Source organism: Micromonospora jinlongensis (genome assembly GCF_013410645.1).
In the GTDB taxonomy this organism is placed as follows: Bacteria; Actinomycetota; Actinomycetes; order Mycobacteriales; family Micromonosporaceae; genus Micromonospora; species Micromonospora zamorensis.
In genome coordinates, this window is sequence record NZ_JACCHK010000001.1 from 2223177 (window position 1) to 2246107 (window position 22931).

Annotated in this window: 23 protein-coding genes; 12 read left to right on the forward strand and 11 right to left on the reverse strand. The window is 73.4% G+C overall.

Going from position 1 to position 22931, the window contains the following annotated elements:
* Positions 1–65 precede the first annotated feature (65 nt).
* Positions 66–968: an alpha/beta hydrolase family protein gene (locus HNR22_RS09390; RefSeq protein ID WP_179780035.1), complete on the reverse strand. Its 903-nt coding sequence runs from the start codon at positions 966–968 to the stop codon at positions 66–68.
* 122 nt (positions 969–1090) lie between these two features.
* Between HNR22_RS09390 and HNR22_RS09395 the strand changes: the two genes are divergently transcribed.
* Both HNR22_RS09395 and HNR22_RS09400 read left to right on the forward strand, forming a co-directional pair.
* Complete coding sequence (locus HNR22_RS09395) at positions 1091–1666, forward strand: TetR/AcrR family transcriptional regulator (protein ID WP_343059758.1); 576 nt, start codon at positions 1091–1093, stop codon at positions 1664–1666.
* 127 nt (positions 1667–1793) lie between these two features.
* Entirely contained in the window at positions 1794–2588 is a 795-nt protein-coding gene (locus HNR22_RS09400; protein WP_179780037.1) for a hypothetical protein, read from the forward strand.
* Positions 2589–2626: 38 nt separating this feature from the next.
* Here the strand turns inward: HNR22_RS09400 and HNR22_RS09405 are convergent, their stop codons facing one another.
* The 4 genes from HNR22_RS09405 to fabG form a co-directional block, all read right to left on the reverse strand.
* Positions 2627–3406: an HAD-IIA family hydrolase gene (locus tag HNR22_RS09405; RefSeq protein WP_099855682.1), complete on the reverse strand. Its 780-nt coding sequence runs from the start codon at positions 3404–3406 to the stop codon at positions 2627–2629.
* 15 nt (positions 3407–3421) lie between these two features.
* On the reverse strand, positions 3422–4450 hold the full coding sequence (locus HNR22_RS09410) for a ferrochelatase (protein WP_179780038.1): 1029 nt from the start codon (positions 4448–4450) through the stop codon (positions 3422–3424).
* A 123-nt stretch (positions 4451–4573) separates the two neighbouring features.
* Positions 4574–5341: an enoyl-ACP reductase FabI gene (gene fabI / locus HNR22_RS09415; protein ID WP_179780039.1), complete on the reverse strand. Its 768-nt coding sequence runs from the start codon at positions 5339–5341 to the stop codon at positions 4574–4576.
* A gap of 29 nt (positions 5342–5370) precedes the next feature.
* On the reverse strand, positions 5371–6075 hold the full coding sequence (fabG, locus tag HNR22_RS09420; RefSeq protein ID WP_179780040.1) for a 3-oxoacyl-ACP reductase FabG: 705 nt from the start codon (positions 6073–6075) through the stop codon (positions 5371–5373).
* A gap of 154 nt (positions 6076–6229) precedes the next feature.
* Here fabG and HNR22_RS31645 point away from each other — a divergent pair, with 154 nt between their 5' ends.
* The 4 genes from HNR22_RS31645 to HNR22_RS09440 all read left to right on the forward strand — a co-directional run bounded on the left by HNR22_RS31645 (position 6230) and on the right by HNR22_RS09440 (position 10350).
* A complete protein-coding gene (locus tag HNR22_RS31645) occupies positions 6230–7459 on the forward strand; it encodes a histidine kinase (protein ID WP_179780041.1) in 1230 nt (409 codons plus the stop codon).
* Positions 7456–8118 carry a response regulator gene (locus HNR22_RS09430; protein ID WP_179780042.1) on the forward strand — a complete coding sequence of 221 codons (663 nt, stop codon included), beginning with the start codon at positions 7456–7458 and terminating at the stop codon, positions 8116–8118. The genes HNR22_RS31645 and HNR22_RS09430 overlap by 4 nt, the downstream gene beginning before the upstream one ends.
* Before the next feature lie 100 nt (positions 8119–8218).
* Complete coding sequence (locus HNR22_RS09435) at positions 8219–9121, forward strand: alpha/beta hydrolase (protein WP_179780043.1); 903 nt, start codon at positions 8219–8221, stop codon at positions 9119–9121.
* Complete coding sequence (locus HNR22_RS09440) at positions 9118–10350, forward strand: acyltransferase family protein (protein ID WP_179780044.1); 1233 nt, start codon at positions 9118–9120, stop codon at positions 10348–10350. The genes HNR22_RS09435 and HNR22_RS09440 overlap by 4 nt, the downstream gene beginning before the upstream one ends.
* Positions 10351–10726: 376 nt before the next feature.
* Here the strand turns inward: HNR22_RS09440 and HNR22_RS09445 are convergent, their stop codons facing one another.
* The 3 genes from HNR22_RS09445 to HNR22_RS09455 are packed head-to-tail and all read right to left on the reverse strand — an operon-like array spanning position 10727 to position 13760.
* Entirely contained in the window at positions 10727–11677 is a 951-nt protein-coding gene (locus HNR22_RS09445; protein ID WP_179780045.1) for a VWA domain-containing protein, read from the reverse strand.
* Positions 11674–12675 (reverse strand): DUF58 domain-containing protein, encoded by a 1002-nt coding sequence (locus HNR22_RS09450; RefSeq protein ID WP_179783477.1) that lies wholly within the window; start codon positions 12673–12675, stop codon positions 11674–11676. Before HNR22_RS09450 ends, HNR22_RS09445 begins: the two co-directional genes overlap by 4 nt.
* Positions 12654–13760 (reverse strand): AAA family ATPase, encoded by a 1107-nt coding sequence (locus HNR22_RS09455; RefSeq protein ID WP_179780046.1) that lies wholly within the window; start codon positions 13758–13760, stop codon positions 12654–12656. Before HNR22_RS09455 ends, HNR22_RS09450 begins: the two co-directional genes overlap by 22 nt.
* A gap of 240 nt (positions 13761–14000) precedes the next feature.
* Here HNR22_RS09455 and HNR22_RS09460 point away from each other — a divergent pair, with 240 nt between their 5' ends.
* The 3 genes from HNR22_RS09460 to HNR22_RS09470 all read left to right on the forward strand — a co-directional run bounded on the left by HNR22_RS09460 (position 14001) and on the right by HNR22_RS09470 (position 16531).
* Positions 14001–14231 (forward strand): hypothetical protein, encoded by a 231-nt coding sequence (locus HNR22_RS09460; protein ID WP_088949188.1) that lies wholly within the window; start codon positions 14001–14003, stop codon positions 14229–14231.
* Positions 14232–14452: 221 nt separating this feature from the next.
* A complete protein-coding gene (locus tag HNR22_RS09465) occupies positions 14453–15007 on the forward strand; it encodes a PH domain-containing protein (RefSeq protein ID WP_425488097.1) in 555 nt (184 codons plus the stop codon).
* A 42-nt stretch (positions 15008–15049) separates the two neighbouring features.
* Complete coding sequence (locus tag HNR22_RS09470) at positions 15050–16531, forward strand: PH domain-containing protein (protein ID WP_179780047.1); 1482 nt, start codon at positions 15050–15052, stop codon at positions 16529–16531.
* Between the two features lie 159 nt (positions 16532–16690).
* On the opposite strand, the gene HNR22_RS09475 is transcribed toward HNR22_RS09470, so the two are convergent.
* On the reverse strand, positions 16691–17761 hold the full coding sequence (locus tag HNR22_RS09475; RefSeq protein ID WP_246380773.1) for a phosphatase PAP2 family protein: 1071 nt from the start codon (positions 17759–17761) through the stop codon (positions 16691–16693).
* Between the two features lie 138 nt (positions 17762–17899).
* Here HNR22_RS09475 and HNR22_RS09480 point away from each other — a divergent pair, with 138 nt between their 5' ends.
* Complete coding sequence (locus HNR22_RS09480) at positions 17900–18304, forward strand: thioesterase family protein (RefSeq protein WP_179780048.1); 405 nt, start codon at positions 17900–17902, stop codon at positions 18302–18304.
* Positions 18301–19131, forward strand: coding sequence for an MBL fold metallo-hydrolase (locus HNR22_RS09485; RefSeq protein WP_179780049.1), 831 nt, complete (start codon positions 18301–18303; stop codon positions 19129–19131). Before HNR22_RS09480 ends, HNR22_RS09485 begins: the two co-directional genes overlap by 4 nt.
* Before the next feature lie 22 nt (positions 19132–19153).
* Here the strand turns inward: HNR22_RS09485 and HNR22_RS09490 are convergent, their stop codons facing one another.
* Together HNR22_RS09490 and HNR22_RS09495 are read right to left on the reverse strand one after the other, a co-directional pair.
* Positions 19154–20089, reverse strand: a complete 936-nt coding sequence (locus HNR22_RS09490; protein ID WP_179780050.1) for a PfkB family carbohydrate kinase — start codon at positions 20087–20089, stop codon at positions 19154–19156.
* A 113-nt stretch (positions 20090–20202) separates the two neighbouring features.
* Positions 20203–21420 carry an XdhC family protein gene (locus HNR22_RS09495; protein ID WP_343059759.1) on the reverse strand — a complete coding sequence of 406 codons (1218 nt, stop codon included), beginning with the start codon at positions 21418–21420 and terminating at the stop codon, positions 20203–20205.
* Positions 21421–21750: 330 nt separating this feature from the next.
* Here HNR22_RS09495 and HNR22_RS09500 point away from each other — a divergent pair, with 330 nt between their 5' ends.
* Complete coding sequence (locus HNR22_RS09500) at positions 21751–22848, forward strand: lytic polysaccharide monooxygenase (RefSeq protein ID WP_179780051.1); 1098 nt, start codon at positions 21751–21753, stop codon at positions 22846–22848.
* Positions 22849–22931: the final 83 nt, after the last annotated feature.

The following is a 22931-nucleotide window of genomic DNA, read 5'->3' on the forward strand; positions in this document are numbered from 1 at the left end:
CTAACTCCCCCACCAGCACGCCGCGCCCCGACACACCGCCCCACCCCACCGCACCACTCAGTCGATCATGGAGTGGATTCGAGGCGGCCCAGGGTGCTCTCGACCGGTGCCGGCCAGACGGAGTCCTTGAGGCCGAGGGCGTCCCGGAGGTAGGCCCACGTGAGCCGCTGGATCAGAGCAACCCTCTCGGGGTTCTCGTCAGTCGTCTCCCTGGCCTCGTAGTCGGAGATGCCGCCGAGCGAGTGCTCCGCTCCGAACAGCGTGAGCAGGCTCTTGCTCCCCGGGCTCAGGTGGTACGCGTCGGTGAACCAGTCCGGCCCACGGACCGACAGCGGGGAGTCGTCCCGATCGCCCGCGACGACGAGGGTCGGGGTGTCCATGTCCGCGAAGCTCGGGCTCATGAAGGGGAAGTGCTCGGCCGCGAACGGGGAAAGATCGCCTCCGCCCCGGCCGGTCACGGCCAGCAGGACGCCTGCCCTGATCCGTGGGTCGGACATGTCCTCTCCGGGGTTCCCGTCGGCGTCGAGGACTCGCGCCCCCAGCAGGGTGCTCGCCGTCTGGGCGCCCCAGGAGTGGCCGGCCACGGCGATTCGGGTGCGGTCGAGGCGTCCAGCGAGGCTGGGGACGGACGACTCCAGCAGGTCGAGCTGGTCGAGGGTGCGCTTCAGGTCGTCCACCCGGATGCGCCAGATCCGCGGTGTGCGGGTGTCGTCGGGCGGAAGGTTCAGTCGCCGTGAGTCGAGGTGGGTGGGCTGGATGACGACGAAACCGTGCGAGGCCCAGAAGTCGACCAGCGGACCGTAGTTGGTGGCCGCAGAGCCGAAGCCGTGCGAGAAGACGATGACGGGCAGCTCGTGGCCGGTCGTGGGTGCGGAGACCCGTACGTGTAGATCGTCGCCGCGATCCGGGGTCGGCAACGTGATGGGGTGGACCGTGACGACCGGCGTGGGCTCTGGCATCGCGTGCATGGTCGTGCCTCCGTGACTTGGGATTGGCCTGGCGTTCTGGCATGCTGCATATGCGGAACTTGGTTCCGCTAAAACATACGGAACACGGTTCCGTTTTTCCAAGGGATGTGACGGGGGTAACGGTGGCCGGCACGGAGTCGGGTGCCCCGCGCAAGCAGCGGGCTGATTCGCGGCGCAACGAGACGGCACTGCTGGAGGCGGCCGCCGCGGCATTCGTCGTCTCCGGAGTCAACGCGCCGGTGCGCGACATCGCCGCCAGGGCGGGCGTCGGCGTCGGGACGATCTACCGCCACTTTCCGACCCGGGCCGATCTGATCGTCGCGGTGTACCGACACCAGGTCGAGGCGTGCGCCGAGGCGGGCCCGGTGCTCCTGGCGGAGAGCGCCACGCCGCACGCCGCCCTGGCGAGCTGGATCCACCTCTTCGTCGACTTCCTGGTCACCAAGCACGGCCTGGCCGAGGCGATGCGGTCCGACGACGCCGCCTTCCAGACACTGCACGCGTACTTCCTCGACCGGCTCGTCCCCGTCTGCGCCGAGCTGCTCGACGCCGCCAGCACGGCGGGCGAGATCATTCCCGACATGGACGCCCTCGTCCTGATGCACGGCATCGGCAACCTCTGCATCGGCGCCGACAGCCCCGTCTACGACGCGCGCCTCATGGTCGGACTGGTCATCGCGGGCCTGCGGCTGCGGTAGCGGTAGCGGGCCGGGATCGCAGCGCCGCGCTGCGGGCGGGATCGGGCGAAGAGGGCAGTTCGGGGCAGGCCGGGCGGCGCGAGCGGCAGCCGAGACAGGGCCGGTCGTGACCACGTACCCTTTCGGCATGTCCACCCCCGCAACGGGCGCGGCCACACTCGCGCCGCGCCGGTCGAGCCGGTTCGTTGCCTGGGTGCGCGCGTGGCGCGCCGGGTTGGTGCCGTACGACGAGGTCGCCGACGCCATCGCCGGCAACGAGGAACATCTCGTTGCGGACGCCCCGGGCACCTGGACCGACGTCCCGCTGGGCGCCGCGCTGCCCACCCTGGCCAAGCTCTCACCGGACGAGATCCGCCTGGTGCTGCCCGCGCCGGGCGACCCCCGGGGGCTGCCCGGCCCCGGTGACTTCGCCGGCGCGGCGCTGGTCACGGGTGAGGCGGTGGTGGCCGGCGGGCTCGGGTTGATCCCGGAGGTCCGCTCGCACACCTCCGGCTCCGGGGACTGCTTCGAGACGGTGCTGTGGCGGGTCTACCCGCTGCCGGCCAACGCGCCGGCCGCCTCACTCTCGTTGCCCGGCGCCGCCGAGGCGGAGGCCGAGCTGGCCGCCGCGCTGGCCGAGACGACCGCCGCGCTGACCCGCCTCGACGTGGCCCAGTGGCGGCCCGAGCTGGCCGGTGCGCTGGCCGCGCTGCGCCGGCCCGACGGCGCCACCGACCTGCCACCGGGCTTCGACCCGCGGGCGCGGCGGCTCTTCGCCCGGGCCGCGGTGCTCGACCGGGTGCTCGCGCTGGCCGGGCACGCCGCCCCGGGCGGGGCGATCAACAACTACGAGGCACAGCAACGGGACGCGGCACTTCGCCCGTTGACCGCGGCCTGCCGGCAGGCGCTGGTGGCCGCCTGCAACGCCCCCCTGCGCTTCTGACCGGCACCTCGCAACACCGCAGCCCCGGCCGGGGGTGGTCAGACCTCGTCGAGCAGGTCCGCGACGGAGTTGATGATCCGGGACGGGCGGTACGGGTAGCGCTCCGCCTCGGTGCGACTGCTGATGCCGGTGAGCACCAGGATGGTCTCCAGCCCGGCCTCCAGGCCGCACAGGATGTCGGTGTCCATCCGGTCACCGATCATCGCGGTGCTCTCCGAGTGTGCGTTGATCGTGTTGAGCGCCGAGCGCATCATCATCGGGTTGGGCTTGCCGACGAAGTACGGCTCCACCCCCGTCGCCTTGGAGATCATGGCGGCGACCGAACCGGCGGCGGGCAGGGCGCCCTCCACGGACGGGCCGGTCACGTCGGGGTTGGTGCAGATGAACCGGGCTCCGTCGTTGATCAGTCGGACGGCCTTGGTGATCGCCTCGAAGCTGTAGGTGCGGGTCTCGCCGAGCACCACGTAGTCGGGGGCGAAATCGGTGAGCACGTACCCGACCGCGTGCAGCGCCGTGGTCAGCCCGGCCTCACCGATGACGTACGCGGTGCCGCCCGGCCGCTGGTCGGCGAGGAACTGCCCGGTGGCCAGCGCCGACGACCAGATCGACTCCTCCGGCACGTCCAACCCCATCCGGCTCAGCCGGGCCGTCAGGTCACGCGGGGTGTAGATCGAGTTGTTGGTCAGCACCAGGAACGGCTTGCCGGAGGAGCGCAGCCGGTTGATGAACTCCGGTGCGCCGGGGACCGGCTGGCCCTCGTGCACCAGCACGCCGTCCATGTCGGTCAGCCAACTCTGCACGGGCTTGCGGTCATGCATGATGATCCTCAGAGGTCAGGGGCGGCGGGTCGGCACGCAACAGACGGTGGCGCAGGTGTCCCACATCGGCAGCTCGCCCAGGCGGCGGCGCAGCTGCGCACCGTCCGGGTCCGTCCGCTCGGTGACCAGCTCACGCACCATGGTCACGAAGCGCGGGTCGGTGCCGGGGGTGTCGGCCCGGACGAAGTCCAGGCCGAGCTGCTTGGCCGTCTCCAGTGCCTCGGTGTCCAGGTCCCACACGACCTCCAGGTGATCGGAGACGAACCCGATCGGGCTGACCACCACGCCGGTGGTGCCGCTCTGGGCGAGGGTGGCCAGGTGGTCGTTGATGTCCGGTTCCAGCCACGGCACCTGCGGAGGGCCGGAGCGGCTCTGCCAGACCAGGTCGTACTCCAGGTCGGGTGCGGCGGCAGCGGCCACCAGCCGGGCGGTCTCGCGCAGCTGCGCCTCGTACCGGCCGCCGTGCGGTCCGGCGTTGGCCGCCATCGAGCTGGGGATGGAGTGGGCGGTGAAGACCAGCCGGGTGGTGTCCCGCTGCGCCGGGTCGAGCTGGCCCAGGGCCGCCCGGACCGCGTCGGTGTGCGGCTCGACGAAACCGGGGTGGTCCCAGAACTGGCGCAGCTTCTCGATCACCGGCGCGTCCGGGCCGACGGCGGCCCGGGCGGCGGCGATGTCCTCCTGGTACTGCCGGCAGGAGGAGTAGCCGCCGTACGCGCTGGTGACGAAGGCCAGCGCCCGGGTGATCCCGTCGTCGCGCATCTGGGTCACCGTGTCGGCGAGCATCGGGTCCCAGTTGCGGTTGCCCCAGTAGACGGGCAGGTCGAGACCGTGCGCGGCGAAGTCGGCGCGGACGGCGGCCAGCAGGTCACGGCACTGCTGGTTGATCGGGGACACCCCGCCGAAGTGCTGGTAGTGCTCGGCGACCTCGGCCAGCCGCTCGGGCGGCACGCCTCGGCCGCGGGTCACGTTCTGCAGGAACGGCATCACGTCCTCGGGCCGCTCCGGCCCACCGAAGGACACCAGCACCACCGCGTCGTAGGACATGGGGTCATTCTCGCCCCTCGGCCTGGGCCGCCCGGCGACGCCCCCTGGTCCGGACGCGCAGATCACGCGAACGGCTGTCGGGAGCGTCGCCGGTCGAGCACCAGGAAACGCCGGCAGGGATTGTCAGGAGCCGATGGCGTGGTAACCGCCGTCGACGTGGACGATCTCGCCGGTGGTGGCCGGGAACCAGTCGGAGAGCAGCGCCAGGCAGGCCTTGGCGGCGGGCTCCTGGTCGGTGAGGCTCCAGCCCAGTGGGGCCCGCTCGGCCCAGGCGTCCTCGAACTGGTCGAAGCCGGGGATCGACTTGGCGGCGATGGTCCGCAGCGGTCCGGCGGCGACCAGGTTGCTGCGGATGCCCTGCTTGCCCAGGTGCAGCGCCAGGTAGCGCGACGCAGACTCCAGGCCGGCCTTGGCCACGCCCATCCAGTCGTAGACCGGCCACGCCTTCGTCGCGTCGAAGGTCAGACCAACCACCGCGCCGCCGGGCGACATCAGCGGCAGCGCGGCCATCGCGAGGGACTTGTACGAGAAGGTGGAGACGTGCAGGGCCGTCGCCACGTCCTCCCACGGGGCGTCGAGGAAGCCGCCGCCCAGGCAGCTCTGCGGGGCGAAGCCGATCGAGTGCACCACACCGTCGAGGCCGTCGACGTGCTCGCGTACCCGGTCGGCGAGGCCGGCCAGGTGCTCGGTGTTCGTGACGTCCACCTCGATGACCGGGGCGGGCTCGGGCAGCCGCTTGGCGATCCGCTCGACCAGGGAGAGCCGGCCGTAGCCGGTGAGCACGACCTGCGCGCCGTTCTCCTGGGCGAGCTTCGCCACCGAGAAGGCGATCGAGGCGTCGGTGATGACACCGGTGACGAGCAGCCGCTTACCGGCGAGCAGTCCGGACATGCAGTGGTTCCTCCGTACGTAGATAAGGGTCAGTGGCCCATGCCGAGGCCGCCGTCGACCGGGATCACGGCGCCGGAGACGTACCCGGCGCTGTCGGAGGCCAGCCAGGTGACCACCCCGGCAACCTCGTCCGGGCTGGCCATCCGGCCGGCCGGGATCGACTTGCGGATCTCCGCCTTGCGGTCCTCGGACAGACCCGCGGTCATGTCCGTGTCGATGAAGCCGGGCGCCACCACGTTCGCCGTGATGTTGCGGCTGCCCAACTCCCGGGTGATCGAGCGGGCCACGCCGACCAGACCGGCCTTGCTGGCGGCGTAGTTGACCTGCCCGGCGCCGCCGGCCAGGCCGACCACCGAGGAGATGAAGATCATGCGGCCCCACTTGGCGCGGAGCATCTTGCCGGAGGCTCGCTTGGCGACCCGGAACGCGCCGGTGAGGTTGGTGTCCAGCACATCGGTGAACTGCTCCTCGGTCATCCGCAGCAGCAGCGTGTCGGCGGTCATGCCGGCGTTGGCGACCAGCACCTCGACCGGCCCCAGCTCGGCCTCGACGGCGGTGAACGCGGCGTCGATCGAGGCGGCGTCGGTGACGTCGGCGCGTACGCCGAACAGCCCGTCGGGGGCGTCGCCGCTGCGGTGGGTGACCGCCACCCGGTCGCCCTGCTTGGCGAAGGCCTGCGCGATGGCCAGGCCGATTCCCCGGTTGCCCCCGGTCACCAGCACAGTACGGGCCACTGTTCCCCCTTGCGAATGGTCAGCACGGACGCGTCGGAGCCTAGGCGTTACCGGCAGGTAAGCGCTAACGGGAGTCCCGTCACACCGGGGTACGACACCGGGATCAACCCCTGGTGGCACGCCCTGGAAGCGGCCGAACCGTAGCCTTCCGGTGGTGAACCGGCAACCGATCGCCGTGGCCCTGCGGGCCCTGCGGCACACCCTGCTGGGCCGCGACGCCCCGCCCAGCCGACGGCTGCTGGCCCGCTGGCCCCGGCTGGACCGGTACGCCACCCCGGTCGGGTTGCTCGCCACGCTCGGCCTCTTCCTGATCACGCTGACGGTGGAGAGCGAGTGGGGCCTGTCGACGCCGATCGCGCTGCTGTTCGCAGCGATGACCGTGGCGCCGCTGCTGGCGTTGCCGCGGCGTCCGCTGCTGGCCTGGCGGCTGACCGTGCTGGCCCTGCTGATCTGCACGTTCAACGCGCCGGCCGACCAGGCCTGGCCGTGGACCCCGCCGCTGGCGCTCGGGTCGATCGCGGTGCTGGCGGTGGTCGTCGCCCGGGTCGACCGACCGGTGCTGCTCTGGGTGGTGGCGATCAGCACGGTGCCGGTGCTCACCCTGGTCGACCCCGACAACCGGGTCCCCGTCCTGCTCCTGCTCGGCGCCCTGGCGATCGTCGGCGACCTGCTCCGACGCAACCGGTTGTCCCGGCACGCGCTGGCCGCGCAGACCGAGCAGAGCGAGCGGGAGCAGGAGCGCCGCGCGGTGCTGGAGGAACGCACCCGGATCGCCCGGGAGATGCACGACGTGGTGGCGCACCACATGTCGCTGATCGCGGTGCAGGCGGAGACCGCCCCGTACCGGCTGACGGACGTGCCGGCGCCGGCCGCCGCGGAGTTCGTCGCCATCGCCGCCTCGGCCCGCGACGCGCTGACCGACATGCGACGGTTGCTGGGGGTGTTGCGCAGCGAGTCGTCCGGGCCGCAGACCGCGCCGCAGCCGGACCTGGCCGACCTGGACGCCATGGTGGACGCGGCACGCCGGGCCGGGCTGCCGGTGACCCTGGACGCCGGGCCGGTGGACGACGGGCAGGTGCCCGCGCCGGTCGGGCTGGCCGCGTACCGCATCGTGCAGGAAGGTCTCGCCAACGCGGCCCGGCATGCCGTCGGCGCCGCGGTGCGGGTCACCGTCCGCGCGGGTCACTCCGGTCTGGAAGTACGCGTCGAGAACTCCCCGGCCGACGCCCGACCGACCGCCGACGGCGGCCCCGGGCACGGGCTGACCGGCATGCGGGAGCGGGCCACCTCGCTGGGCGGTACGTTCACCGCCGGGCCGCTGCCCGACGGGGGTTACGCGGTGGCGGCCGAGCTGCCGTACGACGCGGAGGGTGGGGACCGATGATCCGGGTGCTGATCGCCGACGACCAGGCGATGGTCCGGCAGGGCTTCGGCGCGCTGCTCGCCGCCCAACCGGACCTGCTGGTGGTGGGTGACGCCGCCGACGGGGCGCAGGCCGTCGCGGCCGCCCGCCGGCTCGACCCGGACGTGGTGCTGATGGACGTGCGGATGCCGGTCATGGACGGGTTGACCGCGACCCGCAAGCTGCTCGGCGACCGTTCGGCGCAGCGGCCCCGGGTGCTCATCCTCACCACCTTCGACCTGGACGACTACGTGTACGAGGCGCTGCGCGCCGGGGCCAGCGGCTTCCTGCTCAAGGACGCGCCGGCGGCCGATCTGGTGCAGGCGGTGCGGGTGGTGGCGGCCGGGGACGCGCTGCTCGCCCCGGCGGTGACCCGCCGGCTGATCGCCGAGTTCGCGGCCCGCCCGGACCGCCACCGTCCGCGCCCCACCGACCTGGCCGGACTCACCCCACGCGAGACCGAGGTGCTGCGGTTGATCGCCCGGGGTCGCAACAACGCGGAGATCGCCGCTGATCTGGTGGTGGCCGAGCAGACCGTGAAGACGCACATCGGGCGGATCCTGGCCAAGCTGGGGCTGCGCGACCGGGCCCAGGCCGTGGTGCTGGCGTACGAGACGGGTCTGGTGGCCGCCGGCGAGTAGCCCCGCGGAGCCAGCCCGCAGACGGCTCCCCGGGACGACGACCGAGCGCCACCCACCCGCGCACTCTCCCTCCTGGACGACATTCCGGAGGGAGAACGTGATGCGACGACGAGGTGCCAGCCGGGTGGCGGTGGCCGCGCTGCTCGGCGCGAACCTGGTCCTGCCGACCCGACCCGAGCCGGTTGCTGCGGCGGGATTCGTCGAGGCGTACCCGGTCATGGCGGCGGCGATGCGCGCGGCCGGGCCGCCGTACGCGGACTGGGCGGCCGACGGACGCCGGTTCCTGACGTTCGACCCACGCGGCGACGGCCGGGCGGTCGAGGTGCTCGGCGACCTGGCCGGCGCGGACCGGATCGCGGTGCTGGTGCCGGGGGTGGGGAGCACCCTGGCCGACTTCGACCGGGGGTTGGGCGGGGTGACCCGCCGGGCGCCAGCGGTGCAGGCCGGGCAGCTCTACCAGGAGCTGCGGGCGACCGAGCCGGCGGCGCGGGTCGCGGTGCTGGCCTGGCTCGGCTACGACCCGCCCGACGGGGTGCTGACCGCCGCCGGTGACGTCAGCGCCCGGCGCGGCGCGGAGGGGCTGGCCGCGCTGCTGCGGGAGTTGGCCGCACGGCGTCCGGCGGCGACGATCACGCTGGTCGGGCACAGCTACGGGGCGTTGGTGGTGTCGCTGGCAGCGGCGGACGCCCCGGCCCAGATCACCGACGTGGTCAGCCTCGGTGGCGTGGGCGCCGGGGTGCAGCGCGCCGACGCCCTGCCCGGCGGGCGGCGGTTCTGGGCGGCCGAGGCGCCCAGCGACTGGGTTCGTCGGGTGCCGTCGGTGCGACTGCTCGGCCTGGGCTTCGGCCGTCGCCCCGGCGACCCGGCATTCGGTGCCCGCCCCCTACCGGCGGGTGGGGTGGACGGGCACGACGGCTACCTGGTGCCGGGCAGCGCCGCGCTCATCGCGGTGGCGGCGGTGGTGCTGGGCGTCGACGCCGACCGGGTCGGGGATGCCCGATGAGCCGGGACCGTGCCGTCGACGCGTTGCGGGCGTACGCCATCGGCGGTGTGGTGCTGGGGCACTGGCTGGTCACCGGGCTGGTGCTGACCGGCGACGGTGGGCTGCACCAGGCCAGCCCGCTGACCGCCCTGCCCGGTCTGGCCCCGCTGACCTGGGCGTTGCAGACGCTCGGATTGTTCTTCTTCACCGCCGGGTTCGGCTCGACCCGGTCACTGGCCCGCCACTGGGAAGGCGCGGGCGGTTGGCTGGCGCGTCGGCTGCGCCGGCTGCTGCTGCCCACCGTGGCGCTGCTGGGGGTGGGTGCCGCCGTGCTGCTCGCCGCCACCGTCGCCGGCACCCCGGACGACACGCTCACGGTGGCGTTGCGGCTGGCGATCAGTCCACTGTGGTTCCTGGTGCCGCTGGTGTTCCTGGTCGCGGTGACCAGCCCACTGCGCACCGCCGTACGCCGTTGGGGGGTGGCCCGGTGCGTCGCGCCGGCGGTGGCCGCGGTCGCGGCGGTCGACCTGGCCGTCCGCCTGCTGCCGGCCGGCATCGACGTGCCACCGGTCACCGTGCTGGCGGCCTGGGCGGTGCCCTACCTGCTGGGCGTGGCGCACGCCGACGGGCGGCTGGACGGTCGCCGGGCGGCGGGCATGGTGGCGGGCGGCGGAGCCGTCGCGCTGGGGGCGCTGCTGGCGCTGGGCTACCCGGTGAGCGCGGTCGGAGTGCCCGGGGCGGGTGTGTCCAATCTGAACCCGCCGTCGCTGCTGGCAGTGGCGCTGGCGGTCACCCAGGTCGGGCTGGGGCTGCTCGCCCGGCCGGCGCTGGAACGGCTGCTGGACCGGCCGCTACCGGGCCGAGCGGCGGTCGAGGTGAACCGGCAGGCGGTCCGGATCTACCTGTGGCACCAGCCGGTGCTGGTGGCGGTGACCGCGCTCACCGCTCGCAGCGGCCTGACCCTGCCGGGTCTGCACACCCCTCCGGACGGCCCGGGCTGGGTGCTGGCGCGCCTCTGCTGGTTGCCGCTGCTGGCTGCGGTGCTGGTCACGGTGGTGCGAACGGGCCAGCCGCGGGCGCGGCGCCACCCGGGCGGTGGAGGGTTCGCCGGCCGGTCGGCCGAGTGCGTCCGGCCGGCAGCGCGGGTGTACGATCATCGACGTTCCGGCCCGCCCGACTTGCAGGAGGTGATCGCTGTGCGAGATAGCGATCCTCCCAGTCGTGGCCGGGCCGATGGTCAGCCCCGCTGAGCCACGACTCAGTCTGGTGAGCTGACCCAGCTCTGCTCCCCCACCGCTTCGGCCGACGCCGAGGCGCGTGTGCCGCGCCGTCCGACTCCGGACGGTCGCCGGGAGCCGCCCGGTCACGACTTCGTGTGCGCGTCCCCACCCCCTGCGGTCCGCCCCCGCACGCGGACCGTCCAGCCGCCACCCGGAGCCGTCCATGAGCCGCTACGTCGCCCCGCTGGGCTTCACCCTCGCCGCCGTCTGGGTGGCCGTCGTCTTCGTGCTGGCCGGCGGCGGTCACTGAACCGTCCCGGCCGGCGATCGCTCAACCCCGTCGGCCGGCGGCAATCGCTGAACCGTGCCGGCCGGCGGCAGTCGCTGACCACCGCCGGCTCGTCGTTCAGAGCATCCGCGACGACCACAGCAGGCTGAGCGCTCCGGCGCAGAGCGCCAACAGCAGCGCGAACCCCGCGTACCACTGGGTCACCTCACGCGGCTCGGTGCGGAACCCGATCGAGCTGCCCATGTCCTGGTAGACCTGCTTCAGCTCGCTCACCGAGGCCGCCTCGTAGAAGTAACCCTCGGTGGTCTCGGCCAGCTCGGCGAGCGCCATCCGGTCCACCGGCACCCGCTGCAACTGCCCACCGATGTCGACCTGGCCCGTGTCGGTGCCGAAGGCGATGGTGGAGACCGGGACGTTGGCCGCCTGCGCCGCGGCCGCCGCCTCCTCCACCGCGCGACCGGAGGTGCGGAAACCGTCGGAGAGCAGCACGATCCGTGCCGGCGGGATGCCCGCCGCGCCGTCGGCCGGCACCGACCGGATCGCCTCCAGGCAGGTGAACACCGCCTCGCCGGTCGCGGTCGCCTCGGCCAGCACCAGCCCGTCAATGGCACTTGTCACCGCGTCCCGGTCCTTGCCCGGGGGCACCAGCACGTTGGCCGCCTTGGCGAACGACACGAGGCCCAGGTTGTAGCTCTCCGGCAACTCGCTGACGAACTGCTTGGCCGCCTCCTGGGCCGCCTCCAACCGGTTCGGCGCCACGTCGTCGGCCTGCATCGACAACGACACGTCGATGGCGAGCATCACTGTGGCCCGCTCCAACGGCTCCTTGGTGTCCACCGCCGGTCGGGCCAGCGCGGTGGCCAGCACCAGCAGGCAGAGCAGGAACGCGGTCGCCGGGACGTGCCGGCGCCAGCCGAGCCCCTTCGGCGCCACCGTACGCAGCAGGTCCACGTTGGTGAAGCGCATCGCGTACTGCCGGCGGTGCAGCTGCCGCCAGATGTAGAACGCGGCAAGGGCGAACACCGGGAGCACAGCCAGCAGCCACCACGGTTGCATGAAACGGATCATCGTGTCGTCCCCCGGGTGCGGGCGTGCCGCTGCGCGGCCACGAATCGCACCATGTCCAGCAGCCAGTCTCGGTCGGTACGCAGACGCAGGTGGGCCGCGCCGGCACCGCGCAGTGCGGCGGCGATCGTGGCCCGTTGGGCGGCGGCGGCATCAGCGTAACGCTGCCGTAGTCGAGGGTCGGCGGTCTGCACCTCGTGCAGCTCGCCGGTCTCCGGGTCGACCACCGGCAGCACGCCGACGTCGGGCAGCTCCAGCTCCCGCGGGTCGATCACCTCGATCGCCAGCACGTCGTGGCGGACCCGGAGCTTGCGCAACGGACGGGCCCACTGCTCGGCCGGCGCGAGGAAGTCCGACACCACCACGGCCACCCCGCGTCGACGGGGTGGACGGTTGAGCATCTCGATCAGGGCGCCCAGATCGCCACGGCCGGGCTGGATGGTGGTGCCGGCGACCGTACGCAACAGGCCCTGCGCCTCCTTGCGACCGGAACGGGCCGGCAGGCGGGTGAGCACCCCGGGCCCGGCCGGCGGCGGCGTGCCCCGCCAGCGTCGGGCCGGGGCGGACGCGCCGCCGCCGGTGCCGATCACGGCGCCGATCCGGTTGCCGCCACGCACCGTCAGGTGGGTGATGGCGGCCGCGGCGGCGACCACCACCTCGCGCTTGAGCCACTGCCCGGTGCCGAAGTCCAGGCTGGCGGACAGGTCCAGGGCCAGCCAGGTCTCCAGCTCCCGGTCGGCCACCGTGCGCCGGACGTGCGGAGTCGTGGTGCGTGCGGTGACCGGCCAGTCCATCCGGCGCACGTCGTCGCCGGGGCGGTACTCCCGGGACTCCCCCGCCTCGCTGCCCGGCCCGGGCAGCAGGCCGGCGTAGTCGCCCTGGAGCAGACCGTCGAGCTTGCGGGTGACGAGCAGTTGCAGCCGGGACAGCACGGCCTCGCTGCGGTCGGCGAGGGGGGCGGGACGAGGGGTGGGTGAGGTCACGGCCGCTGCCCGGGCCAGCCAGCGCCCGGCGGCGGCGCGGTCGACGACGGGGTGGCCTGCTGGCGGGGAGCGACCGCCGGGAGAGGGATCGTCGACATCACCCGGTGCACGATGTGGTCGGCGGGCACGTCGTCGGCGAGCGCGTCGTAGCTGAGCACCAACCGGTGCCGCAGGATGTCCGGGGCGATGTCCTGCACGTCCTGCGGCAGGGCGTAGTCACGCCCGCGCAGCAGCGCCAGGGCGCGGGTGGCCCGGACCAGGCCCAGCGAGGCCCGGGGGCTGGCCCCGTACTGGATCAGCTGCGCGACGTCGGGCATCCCGTGCTCGGCCGGGGCGCGGGTGGCCAACACCAACCGGACCGCGTAGTCGACCAGGGCGTTGTGCACGAAGACCTGGTCGGCCTTGCGTTGCAGGGCGAGCAGCTCGGGGGTGTCGAACACCGCGGTCGGCTCGGGCGGGGCCACGCCCATCCGGTAGACGATCTCCCGTTCCTCCGCGTCGGTCGGGTAGCCCACCACGATCTTCATGAGGAACCGGTCCCGCTGCGCCTCCGGCAGCGGATAGACGCCCTCCTGCTCGATCGGGTTCTGGGTGGCCATCACCAGGAACGGGTCGGGCACCCGGTGGGTCTCCCCGCCGATGGACACCTGCCGCTCGCTCATCACCTCCAGCAGCGCCGACTGCACCTTCGCCGGAGCCCGGTTGATCTCGTCCGCGAGGAGGAAGTTGACGAAGACCGGGCCCAGCTCGACGTCGAACTTCTCGCTCGACTGCCGGTAGATCCGGGTGCCCATGATGTCGGCCGGCACCAGGTCCGGGGTGAACTGCACCCGGGCGAAGGACCCGCCGACGACCTTGGCGAGAGTCTCCACGGCGAGCGTCTTGGCGACCCCGGGCACCCCTTCGATCAGGCAGTGGCCCCGGGCGAGCAACGCGACGAACATCCGCTCCACCATCCGGTCCTGCCCGACGATCACGCGTTTGATCTCGAACAGCGCCTTCTCCAGCAGAGTGGCGTCCTGCGCGGGGGTGGTCACCGGCGCAGGCGTCTGCGGTGCCGCCCCGTTCGGCGTCGGGGCGTCGGGCATGGTCGGCTGGGCCACCGGTCCTCCACAGCGTTGGTCGTCGTCGCGGCTCGTGCGGTATCAAGACTCGCACGCCTTGCTGAGTGTCGAGGTGGGGAGAAGCCGATTTTTGCCGCGCCGTCCCCGGCGGCCGAATCGTGCGTCGCGGGCGTGCACGGACCGGCCCACCGCGTGTACGATTCACCCCGTCGCCGGGCGGCTCCCCCCGTGGTCGCCCGGCGCTCAAACTTTCTCTCCCGCCGCCCTAGACTGGCCGGGATGAGCATCCCCTCCCCTGCCGACGAGGCCCTGGTCTGCTCGGCCCGGGGCTGCCGCGCCGCTGCCGTCTGGGCCCTTGAGTGGAACAATCCGCGGCTGCACGACGCCGATCGGCGCAAGACCTGGCTGGCCTGCGACGAGCACCGGAGCACTCTCGGGGGCTTCCTGGACGCTCGCGGCTTCCTGCGTGCCGTCACTCCGGTGCCCGGATCGCCTACGCTCGACGTGTGAGCGGCGACCCACCGGCTTCCCCCGGCCCCACCTCCCCGTCCTGGCCGCCCACCCCGGCCCCCGCACCCGGCGTCGAGCCACCGCCCGGTGCGTTCCCCGCACCCGGCACGCTCGGCCCGGAGCCCGCCGCGCCCGACGTCTCCTGGCCCGCCCCACTGCCACCGGCGGCGCTGCCACCCGATCACCGGCCGGCGCCCGCCGACGACCAGCGCGCGCCCGACCTGCCGGCACCCGGCCTCCTGCCACCCGCGCCCTCCGGCCCACTGTCCACTGGTGCGCCGGTGGGGCGAGGGCCGCTGGAGCCCTGGCCGGACACGGTCAACTGGCAGCCGATCTGCACCGACCTGATCTGGGTGGAGCTGATCCGGCTGGGGGTCGTGGTCGCCATCGGGCTGGCGGTGACGGCGGTGGGTTGGGCGTTGAGCGGCCACTGGCTGTTCGGGCTCGCCGTCGCCGTCGTCGCGCTGCTCGGCGTGTGGCGGGCCATCGCGATCGTCCGGGCGGTGCGGGCCTGGGGGTACGCCGAGCGGGAGAACGACCTGCTGGTCCGGCACGGGCTGCTGGTCCGGCGGCTCTCCATCGTCCCGTACTCGCGGATGCAGTTCGTCGACGTCAGCGCCGGGCCGTTGGAACGCGCCTTCGACCTGGCCACCGTGCAACTGCACACCGCCGCGGCGGCGAGCGACGCCCGGGTGCCCGGGCTACGCCCGGCGGAGGCGTCCCGGCTGCGCGACCGGCTCACCGCGCTCGGCGAGGACCGGGCGGAGGGCCTGTGAACACCCGCGTGGGTAGCCACCGGCCGCGCCGAGGCTACGCCGATGAGTGACGGGCCCGCCGAGCCGAGCACCGTGCCACCCACTGGCCCGACGCCACCGGGCCCGGTGCTGCCCGCTGGCGCGCCAACTACTGGCGCGCCGGTCGCTGGCGCGGCACCGCCGGGGGCGCCCGCGCCGTGGCCGGCACCGGCGGGCGGTGGCGAGGGCGAGCCCCGGCAGCGACTGCACCCGCTCAGCCCGGTCCTGCACGGCGCCAAGTCACTGGTCGTGGTGATCGCCGGGTTGTCCTGGTCGACGCTGTCCCGGGTGGGCTTCGGCTGGTTCGCCGCCATGGTGGCGGTGTTGGCTCTCGGCGCGACCGTGCTGTCGGTGGTGAGCTGGTACAACACCGGCTACCACGTGGTCGGCCGCGAGCTACGGGTGTACGAGGGGCTGCTCTGGCGGCGCACCCGGGCCATCCCGTTGGAGCGACTGCAGGCCGTGGAGGTGGTGCGACCGCTACTCGCCCAGCTCACCAATCTGGCCGAGCTGCGCCTGGAGGTGGTGGGCGGGGGCAAGACCGAGGCGCCGCTGGCGTACCTCGGGGTGGCCGACGCGGCCCGGCTGCGCGAGCGGCTGCTGGCACTGGCCGGGCGGGTCGCGCAGGCACCCACCCCGGAGCACGCGGGCGCCGCGGTGCTCCCGGGAGCGGCGGCGCCGACGGTGGCCGCGCCGGGCCGGCCACTGCACGCGGTACGCAACCAGAGCCTGCTGATCAGCCAACTGCTCACCCCGCAGGCGTTCCTGCTCCCGTTCGGTGTGGCCTTCGTCGTGGTGCAGTTCCTCACCGCGGGGTCGTGGTCGTTCGTCGCGGTGGCGAGCACGCTGACCGCGATGGCCGGCGTGCTGCTGCAACCGGTGCGGCGGGTGCTCGACGACTGGAACTTCCGGTTGGCCCGCGACGGCGGCACGCTGCGGGTGCACAACGGCCTGCTGGAGACGCGGGCGCAGACCGTGCCGCTGGCGCGGGTGCAGACCGTACGGGCCACCTGGCCGCTGCTCTGGCGGATGAACGGCTGGCTGCGGCTGCGCCTGGAGGTGGCCGGCTACTCCGTCGCGGAGGCCGACGACCGCAACCGGCCCGACCGGCTGCTGCCGGTCGGCGACCTGCCGACCGCGACGATGATCGTCGCCGAGGTGCTTCCGGGGGTACGCCTCGACGCGCTGGCGCTGAGCCCTCCGCCGACCCGGACCCGGTGGCTGCACCCGCTGGGCCGTCGCGCGTTCGGCGCGGGGCTCTTCGACGAGGTGTTCGCCACCCGCTCCGGGCGGCTCACCCGGCAGGTGGTGATCGTGCCGTACGCCCGGATCCAGAGTGTGCGGGTGGTGCAGGGGCCGATCCAACGCCGACTCGGGTTGGCCTCCGTGCACGCGGACACCGCGGGCGGTTCAGGTGCCACCGCCCAGGACCGCGACCTGGCAGAGGCCTGGGTCCTGGCCGCAGACCTGACCAACCGAGCACACCAGGCCCGCAACCCCACCTAACCCCAATCCCAACCCACCATCCACCCCGGCCGGGTCCCACCCCCGCCCTCCACCTCCGTTGATCATGAAGTTAGCGCCGCGACACGCCGTGGCGGCGGACGTTAACTTCATGATCGACGGGAGCGAGCAAGGGCGGACGCCGACCCCCGGGGGGGTGGGTCAGTGGTCGGTCTTTGTGGGTTCGCGTGGGGGGCGTTGGGTCGTGGGTGGGTGTTCGTCGGGGGCGGTGGCCTGCCGTGGTGGTTCCGTGCGGGGCGGTGGGGGTCCGGCCTTCGGGTGGCGGATCCGCCACGCGGCCCAGCCGCGCTCGGCCAGACCGACCACCAGGAAGGTCAGCCCCACGTACGCCCAGCCGACCAGCACGTCGATCACGTAGTGCTCACCCGAGTAGACCAGGGTGAAGGTCATCGCCAGCGGGTACGCGAGCAGCAGCGGCCACCAGCGGCGGCGGGTGCTGGTCAGGAAGAACAGCACCACGAAGAGCGCCCACGCGGTGTGCAGCGACGGCATCGCGGCGACCGGGTTGGAGGCGATCTGGCCGGCGTTGAGGACGTTGCCGGCACCGTGCATGCCGAACGCCTTCCAGCCCCGGGTGGAGATCCGGGCGACCTCGGTGATCAGCCCGTTCTGTGCGGCCCACCACGGCGGGGCGGCCGGGTAGACGAAGTAGGTGACCAGGCCGGCGGCGCAGAGGAAACCCCAACGCCGCATGTACGCGGCCCAGCGGTGCCGGTCCCGTAGCCAGAGCACCGCGGCGGCGGCCAACGCCACCACGAAGTGCGAGAAGTACACCCAGCTCGCCGCGACGTCCCACCAGTGCACCTGCGGGTGGTACAGGTGCTGCTGCAACCAGACCGTCGGCACCTCCCCGCCGGTGGCCCAGCCGAACATGAACCGGTCGGCGACGATCAACTCCATCGCGTGCGGCGTGGCCCCGTTGTCGGCGAAGCCGCGCGAGAGGTTGTACACGACGAACAGCAGCACCACCGGCACCCAGTCCCGGGCGAAGCGCAGGTGACTACGCCAGGGCCGTTCGCTGTTCCAGGCGATGGTCGCGAGCCAGATCCAGACGAAGGCGTACGCGGGGTCGGTGGGCAGCCCGATGGCCAGCCACGCGGCCACGAAGGCGACCGCCCAGACGGTCATCGCGACGACACGACGACGACCCCCGTCCGGGGACGCGGGCGGGTCGGTCCGGGCGGGGGGCTGGGGGTCAGTCACGACGGCCATCGTCGTCAAGGTTAACGACGGTCGCGGCATCGACCGACGGGGACCACCCGGCGAAGCCGCGCACAGGTGGGTGGCGGTCGGCGCCGGGATCCTCGGGCGGGTGCTCGGCGGGCTCGGAGAGCACCTAGGCTGACGACCATGCAGGAGCAGCCCGAGCCGGCCTTCGCGCCGGGTCTGACCGCCCAGGTCGAGTTGACCGTCACCGACGCGGACACCGCCCAGGCGGTCGGTTCCGGGGACGTACCGGTGCTGGGCACTCCCCGGGTGCTCGCGCTGGCCGAGGCGGCCACCGTCGCGGCGACGGCTGTCGGGATGCCGTCCGGGTCGACGACCGTGGGCACCCGGGTCGAGCTGGAGCACCTGGCGCCGACCGTGGTCGGCCGGACGGTCCGGGCGCAGGCGCTGTTGGCGACCGTCGACGGTCGCCGGCTGTCATTCGAGGTCACGGTCAGTGACGGCGACCAGACGGTGGCCCGGGGCCGGGTGGACCGGATCCTGGTGGACCGGCAACGTTTCGTCGAGCGCGCCGGGCGCGCGTCGTGAACGCCGGTTTCGTCGAGGTCGCCGACCGGGTGCACGTGCTCCGCGAGCCGCTGCTGCGGGTCAACGTCACCCTGGTCGTGGGCGATGACGAGGCCCTCCTGGTGGACACTCTCTCGTCGGCCGCCCAGGCCACCGACCTGGCCGCCGCCGTCCGGGCGGTCACCGACCGCCCGTTGACGCTGGTCAACACCCACCACCACTACGACCACTGCTTCGGTAACGCGGTCCTGGCCGGCGACCCACCCCGTCCGGTGTACGCGCACGAGCTGGCCGCCGCGGCCCTGCGCCAGGAGCCGGAGCGGCTGCGCCGGGAGGCGTACGACGAGGTGCGCACGGAGCACCCGGCGCTCGCCGCCGAGCTGGCCGACACCCCGCTGCTCGCCCCGACGCACACCGTGCAGACGGAGACGGCACTCGACCTGGGTGGCCGGCGGGTGCTGCTGCGGCACCCGGGGCGGGGGCACACCGAGGCCGACCTGGTGGTGCACGTGCCGGACGCCGACGTGTTGATCGCCGGGGACCTGGTGGAGCAGAGTGGCCCGCCCGCCTTCGAGGACTCGTACCCCCTGCGGTGGCCGGACGCGGTCGCGGACCTGCTGCGGCTGACGACCGCGCGCACGGTGGTGGTGCCGGGTCACGGCGACCCGGTGGACGTCGATTTCGTCCGCGCCCAGCACGCCGAGCTGGCGAAGCTGGCCTGGCTGATCCGGGCCGCGCACACCGGCAGCGCGCCTCCGGAGCGGGTGGCCGCCGAGGCTCCCTTCGGTGCGCGCGCCGCCCTGATCGCCGCCCGCCGCGGCTACCGCGAGCTCGACGGCGAGGCCTAGCTCCGAGACTCGACGGCGAGGCCTAGCTCGGGAAACGGCGCTCGACGTCGGCGCGGGTGGGCATGGCGGTGGCGCCACCGGGTGATTCGCAGACCAGGCCCGCCACCCGCAGCGCGAACGCGACCCGCTCGACCCAGCCCGCCGGGGAGTCCGGTTCGCCGTCGACGAGCAGGTCGGCGATCAGCGCGGCCATGACCGAGTCACCGGCACCGGTGGCGTCGATCGCGTCGACCTTGGGGGCCGGCACCCTTACCGGGTCGGCGTCGGCGGCGGCCAGCACCGCACCGGCCGCGCCGAGGGTCACCACCACCGTGGCGGCGCCCAACTCACGCAGGTACGCCGCCACACCCTCGACCGGTTCACCCGGGTAGAGCAGCCCGGCGTCGGCGGCGCTCAGCTTGACCAGGTGCGCGCCGGCGGCGAACTCGGCCACCACCTCGCGCAACCCTTCCAACGCGGCCGGCCCGTCCAACAGCCGGGGACGCACGTTCGGGTCGAAGACCCGCAGACCGGTGGCGAGCGACCAGGCGCGTCGGGCGGCGGCGAGCGTGCGGGGTTGCAGCAGCACGATGGAGCCGCAGTAGAGCACGTCCGCGCCCTCCAACTGCGCGAGATCCAGGTCGTCGGGGCCCAGCAGACCGTAGGAGACCGGCTCGCCGTAGAAGCGGAAGTCGGGTTCCGGTCCGGCGTACGTGACCACCGCGAGCGTGGTCGGCGCCGGCACCGTGACCGCGCCGGCCACCCCGACGTCGACCGCGCTCAGGAAGGCGCGGATCCGGCCGCCCAGCACGTCGTCGCCGAGCGAGCCGACGAACTGCGCCGCGCCACCGAGGCGGGCCACGCCCACGGCGACGTTGAGCGGCCCACCGCCGATAGCCTGCCGGTAGACGCGCTCCCCGTCACGCTCGCTGTCGAGCAGGTCGACGAGCGCCTCGCCGAGCACCACCGCGTATCCCATGCCGATCCTCTCGTCGTCGCCAACCGCCACCGGGCGTCGTCCGCCGGGCCGATCGCCGTGGCATCAGGCTGGCACAGCGGGCCGCTCGGCGGGCGGCGAAGGCGGCGCAACGGCTACCCCGGCCGGTGGATCGGCCCGTCGAGCGCCGCCAGCGGGCGGCCGGTGCCGCCCCACCGGGCCGCGACGATCTGCGCGGCCACACTCACCGCGGTCTCCTCGGGTGTACGACCACCGAGGTCCAACCCGATCGGGGAGGCGAGCCGGGCGAGCTGCGCCTCGGTGAGCCCCGCCTCGCCCAGCAGCTTGAGCCGGTCGTCGTGGGTGCGCCGCGAGCCCATCGCGCCGACGTACGCCAGCGGGTGGCGCAGCGCCAACTCCAGCAGCGGCACGTCGAACCTCGGGTCGTGGGTGAGCACGCACACCACCGTCCGCTCGTCGACCCGACCGGCGTCCAACTCGGTACGCAGGTAGCGGTGCGGCCACTGCACCACCACCTCGTCCGCCTCGGGGAAGCGTCGCGCGGTGGTGAAGACCGGCCGGGCGTCGCAGACGGTGACCCGGTAGCCGAGGAACGCGCCGATCCGGGCGACGGCAGCGGCGAAGTCGATGGCCCCGAAGACGATCATCCGAGGCGGGGTGGCGTACGCGGTCACGAAGAGGCTGACGCCGGAGCCCCGGCGCTGCCCGGAGTATCCGTACCGGAGCATCCCGCTGTGCCCGGCGGCGAGCAGTCCGAGGGCGTCGGCGCTGGCGGCGTCGTCGAGCCGGTCGTCGCCGAGCGAACCGATCGGCGACTGGCCGCCGGTCAGCACCAGCCGCCGGCCAAGTCGCTGGGCCGGGTCGGTCTGCGGCCTATCCGGTGAGTCCCCGCCATCGGCCGGTGAGTTGCCGGCATCGTGTGGTGCGCCGTCGGCATCGGCCGCCACGCAGGTGACCACCGCCGCCGGTTGGGCGGCCCGGCGGGCGGCGGCGACCGCGTTCAGCCCGGGCAGGGCGCCGGGGTCGACGCGCTCCACGAACACGTCGAGGACACCGCCGCAGGTCAGGCCCACCGCGTACGCGTCGTCGTCGCTGATTCCGTACCGGATCAGCTCGGGCGCTCCGGTGGTGAGCACCCGGCGGGCCCGTTCGTAGAGATCCGCCTCGACGCAGCCGCCGGACACGCTGCCGGTGACCGTGCCGTCGGCCGCGACCAGCATGGTCGCGCCGGGCGGCTGCGGCGCGGAGTGCCAGGTGGCCACGACGGTGGCCAGGGCGACCGGCTCGCCGGCGCGGCAACGGCGGTGCGCCTCGTCGAACACGTCCGGCACCCGCTGCCGCCTCTCCGTCACGTCGTTTCCGTACGCAGGATATGGCGCGCACCGACCGCCGACGGGTCTTTTGATGCATCGAGGAACGACTATTGCATTGCGGCGGCGCGGCGTGATGGGATGACGCGTACCGGGCGGTGCGAGGGCTGCGGCACCACCGGTTGCCGGGTTCGTCAGACGCGAGGGCAACGGTCCAGGACAGGACCGTCGACGGCGCACGTCCACCGGCCGATTCCCGCCGGGGCAGGTCGCCGTGACCGTCGCACCGCACGACAGCGGTGCGATCACGCCACATCCACCCGATTTCGGCGGGGCGGCTTGGGCTGCGCGCCTCGCGAGTCAGGAGAACCCGTGAACCGTTCCCGTACGGCCGCACTGCTCACCGCGGCCCTGACCTTCGCGCTGGGCGCCGTCGCCCTGGCGTCCAGTCCACAGCCGGCCGCCGCGCATGGCGCGGCGATGACCCCGGGCAGCCGGACCTACCTGTGCTGGCAGGACGGCCTCAGTTCGACCGGTCAGATCACGCCGACCAACCCCGCGTGTTCCGCTGCCGTGGCGCAGAGCGGTGCGAACTCGCTCTACAACTGGTTCAGCGTGCTGCGCTCCGACGCCGGCGGCCGGACCACCGGCTTCATCCCGGACGGGCAGCTCTGCAGCGGCGGCAACTCCGGCTACAGCGGCTTCAACCTGGCCCGCACCGACTGGCCGCTGACCCACCTGACCGCCGGGGCACGGTTGGACTTCCGCTACAGCAACTGGGCGCACCACCCGGGCACGTTCTACTTCTACGTGACCAAGAACAGCTGGAGCCCGACCCGGGCGCTGGCCTGGAGTGACCTGGAGGAGCAGCCGTTCCTCACGGTGACCAACCCGCCGCAGCGTGGGGCGGTCGGCACCAACGAGGGGCACTACTACTTCAGCGGCAACCTGCCGTCGGGTAAGAGCGGCCAGCACATCATCTACTCCCGCTGGGTCCGCTCGGACTCGCAGGAGAACTTCTTCGGCTGCTCCGACGTGGTCTTCGACGGCGGCAACGGCCAGGTGACCGGGGTGAAGGGTGGCGGCTCGACGCCGACCCCGACGCCGACCACCCCGACGCCCGGGCCGACCGACCCGCCGCCGACGACCACCCCGCCGCCGGCGGGTGGCGACTGCATGGCCGTCTACAAGGTGAGCAGCGCCTGGCAGGGTGGCTTCCAGGGCGAAGTCACGATCATGAACCACGGCAGTACGCCGTTCAACGGCTGGACCGCGAGCTGGACCTGGCCCAACGGGCAGTCGATCAGCCAGATCTGGGGGGCGACACAGACGTCGTCCGGCTCGTCGGTGACGGCGACGAACGTGGCCTACAACGGCACTGTCGCACCGGAAGGCACCACGACGTTCGGCTTCCTGGCCAGCACCACAGGAACGAACGGCCTCCCCACAGTCACCTGCGCCCGCAGGTAACCCCCACCCCCGCTAGATGATCAAGAGGTTTGCGTCACCGGAACCGCTCCGGATGACGCAAACCTCTTGATCAACAGGGTCGG

Bases quoted from the DNA above. Each gene is read 5' to 3' on its own strand.
- HNR22_RS09435 (WP_179780043.1), top strand. From the start codon at position 8,219: ATGCGACGACGAGGTGCCAGCCGGGTGGCGGTGGCCGCGCTGCTCGGC.
- HNR22_RS09400 (WP_179780037.1), top strand. From the start codon at position 1,794: ATGTCCACCCCCGCAACGGGCGCGGCCACACTCGCGCCGCGCCGGTCG.
- HNR22_RS09440 (WP_179780044.1), top strand. From the start codon at position 9,118: ATGAGCCGGGACCGTGCCGTCGACGCGTTGCGGGCGTACGCCATCGGC.
- HNR22_RS09390 (WP_179780035.1), bottom strand. From the start codon at position 968: ATGCACGCGATGCCAGAGCCCACGCCGGTCGTCACGGTCCACCCCATC.
- HNR22_RS09490 (WP_179780050.1), bottom strand. From the start codon at position 20,089: ATGGGATACGCGGTGGTGCTCGGCGAGGCGCTCGTCGACCTGCTCGAC.
- HNR22_RS09470 (WP_179780047.1), top strand. From the start codon at position 15,050: ATGAGTGACGGGCCCGCCGAGCCGAGCACCGTGCCACCCACTGGCCCG.
- fabI (WP_179780039.1), bottom strand. From the start codon at position 5,341: ATGTCCGGACTGCTCGCCGGTAAGCGGCTGCTCGTCACCGGTGTCATC.
- HNR22_RS09405 (WP_099855682.1), bottom strand. From the start codon at position 3,406: ATGCATGACCGCAAGCCCGTGCAGAGTTGGCTGACCGACATGGACGGC.
- HNR22_RS09460 (WP_088949188.1), top strand. From the start codon at position 14,001: ATGAGCATCCCCTCCCCTGCCGACGAGGCCCTGGTCTGCTCGGCCCGG.
- HNR22_RS09430 (WP_179780042.1), top strand. From the start codon at position 7,456: ATGATCCGGGTGCTGATCGCCGACGACCAGGCGATGGTCCGGCAGGGC.
- HNR22_RS09475 (WP_246380773.1), bottom strand. From the start codon at position 17,761: ATGGCCGTCGTGACTGACCCCCAGCCCCCCGCCCGGACCGACCCGCCC.
- HNR22_RS09480 (WP_179780048.1), top strand. From the start codon at position 17,900: ATGCAGGAGCAGCCCGAGCCGGCCTTCGCGCCGGGTCTGACCGCCCAG.
- HNR22_RS09410 (WP_179780038.1), bottom strand. From the start codon at position 4,450: ATGTCCTACGACGCGGTGGTGCTGGTGTCCTTCGGTGGGCCGGAGCGG.
- HNR22_RS09445 (WP_179780045.1), bottom strand. From the start codon at position 11,677: ATGATCCGTTTCATGCAACCGTGGTGGCTGCTGGCTGTGCTCCCGGTG.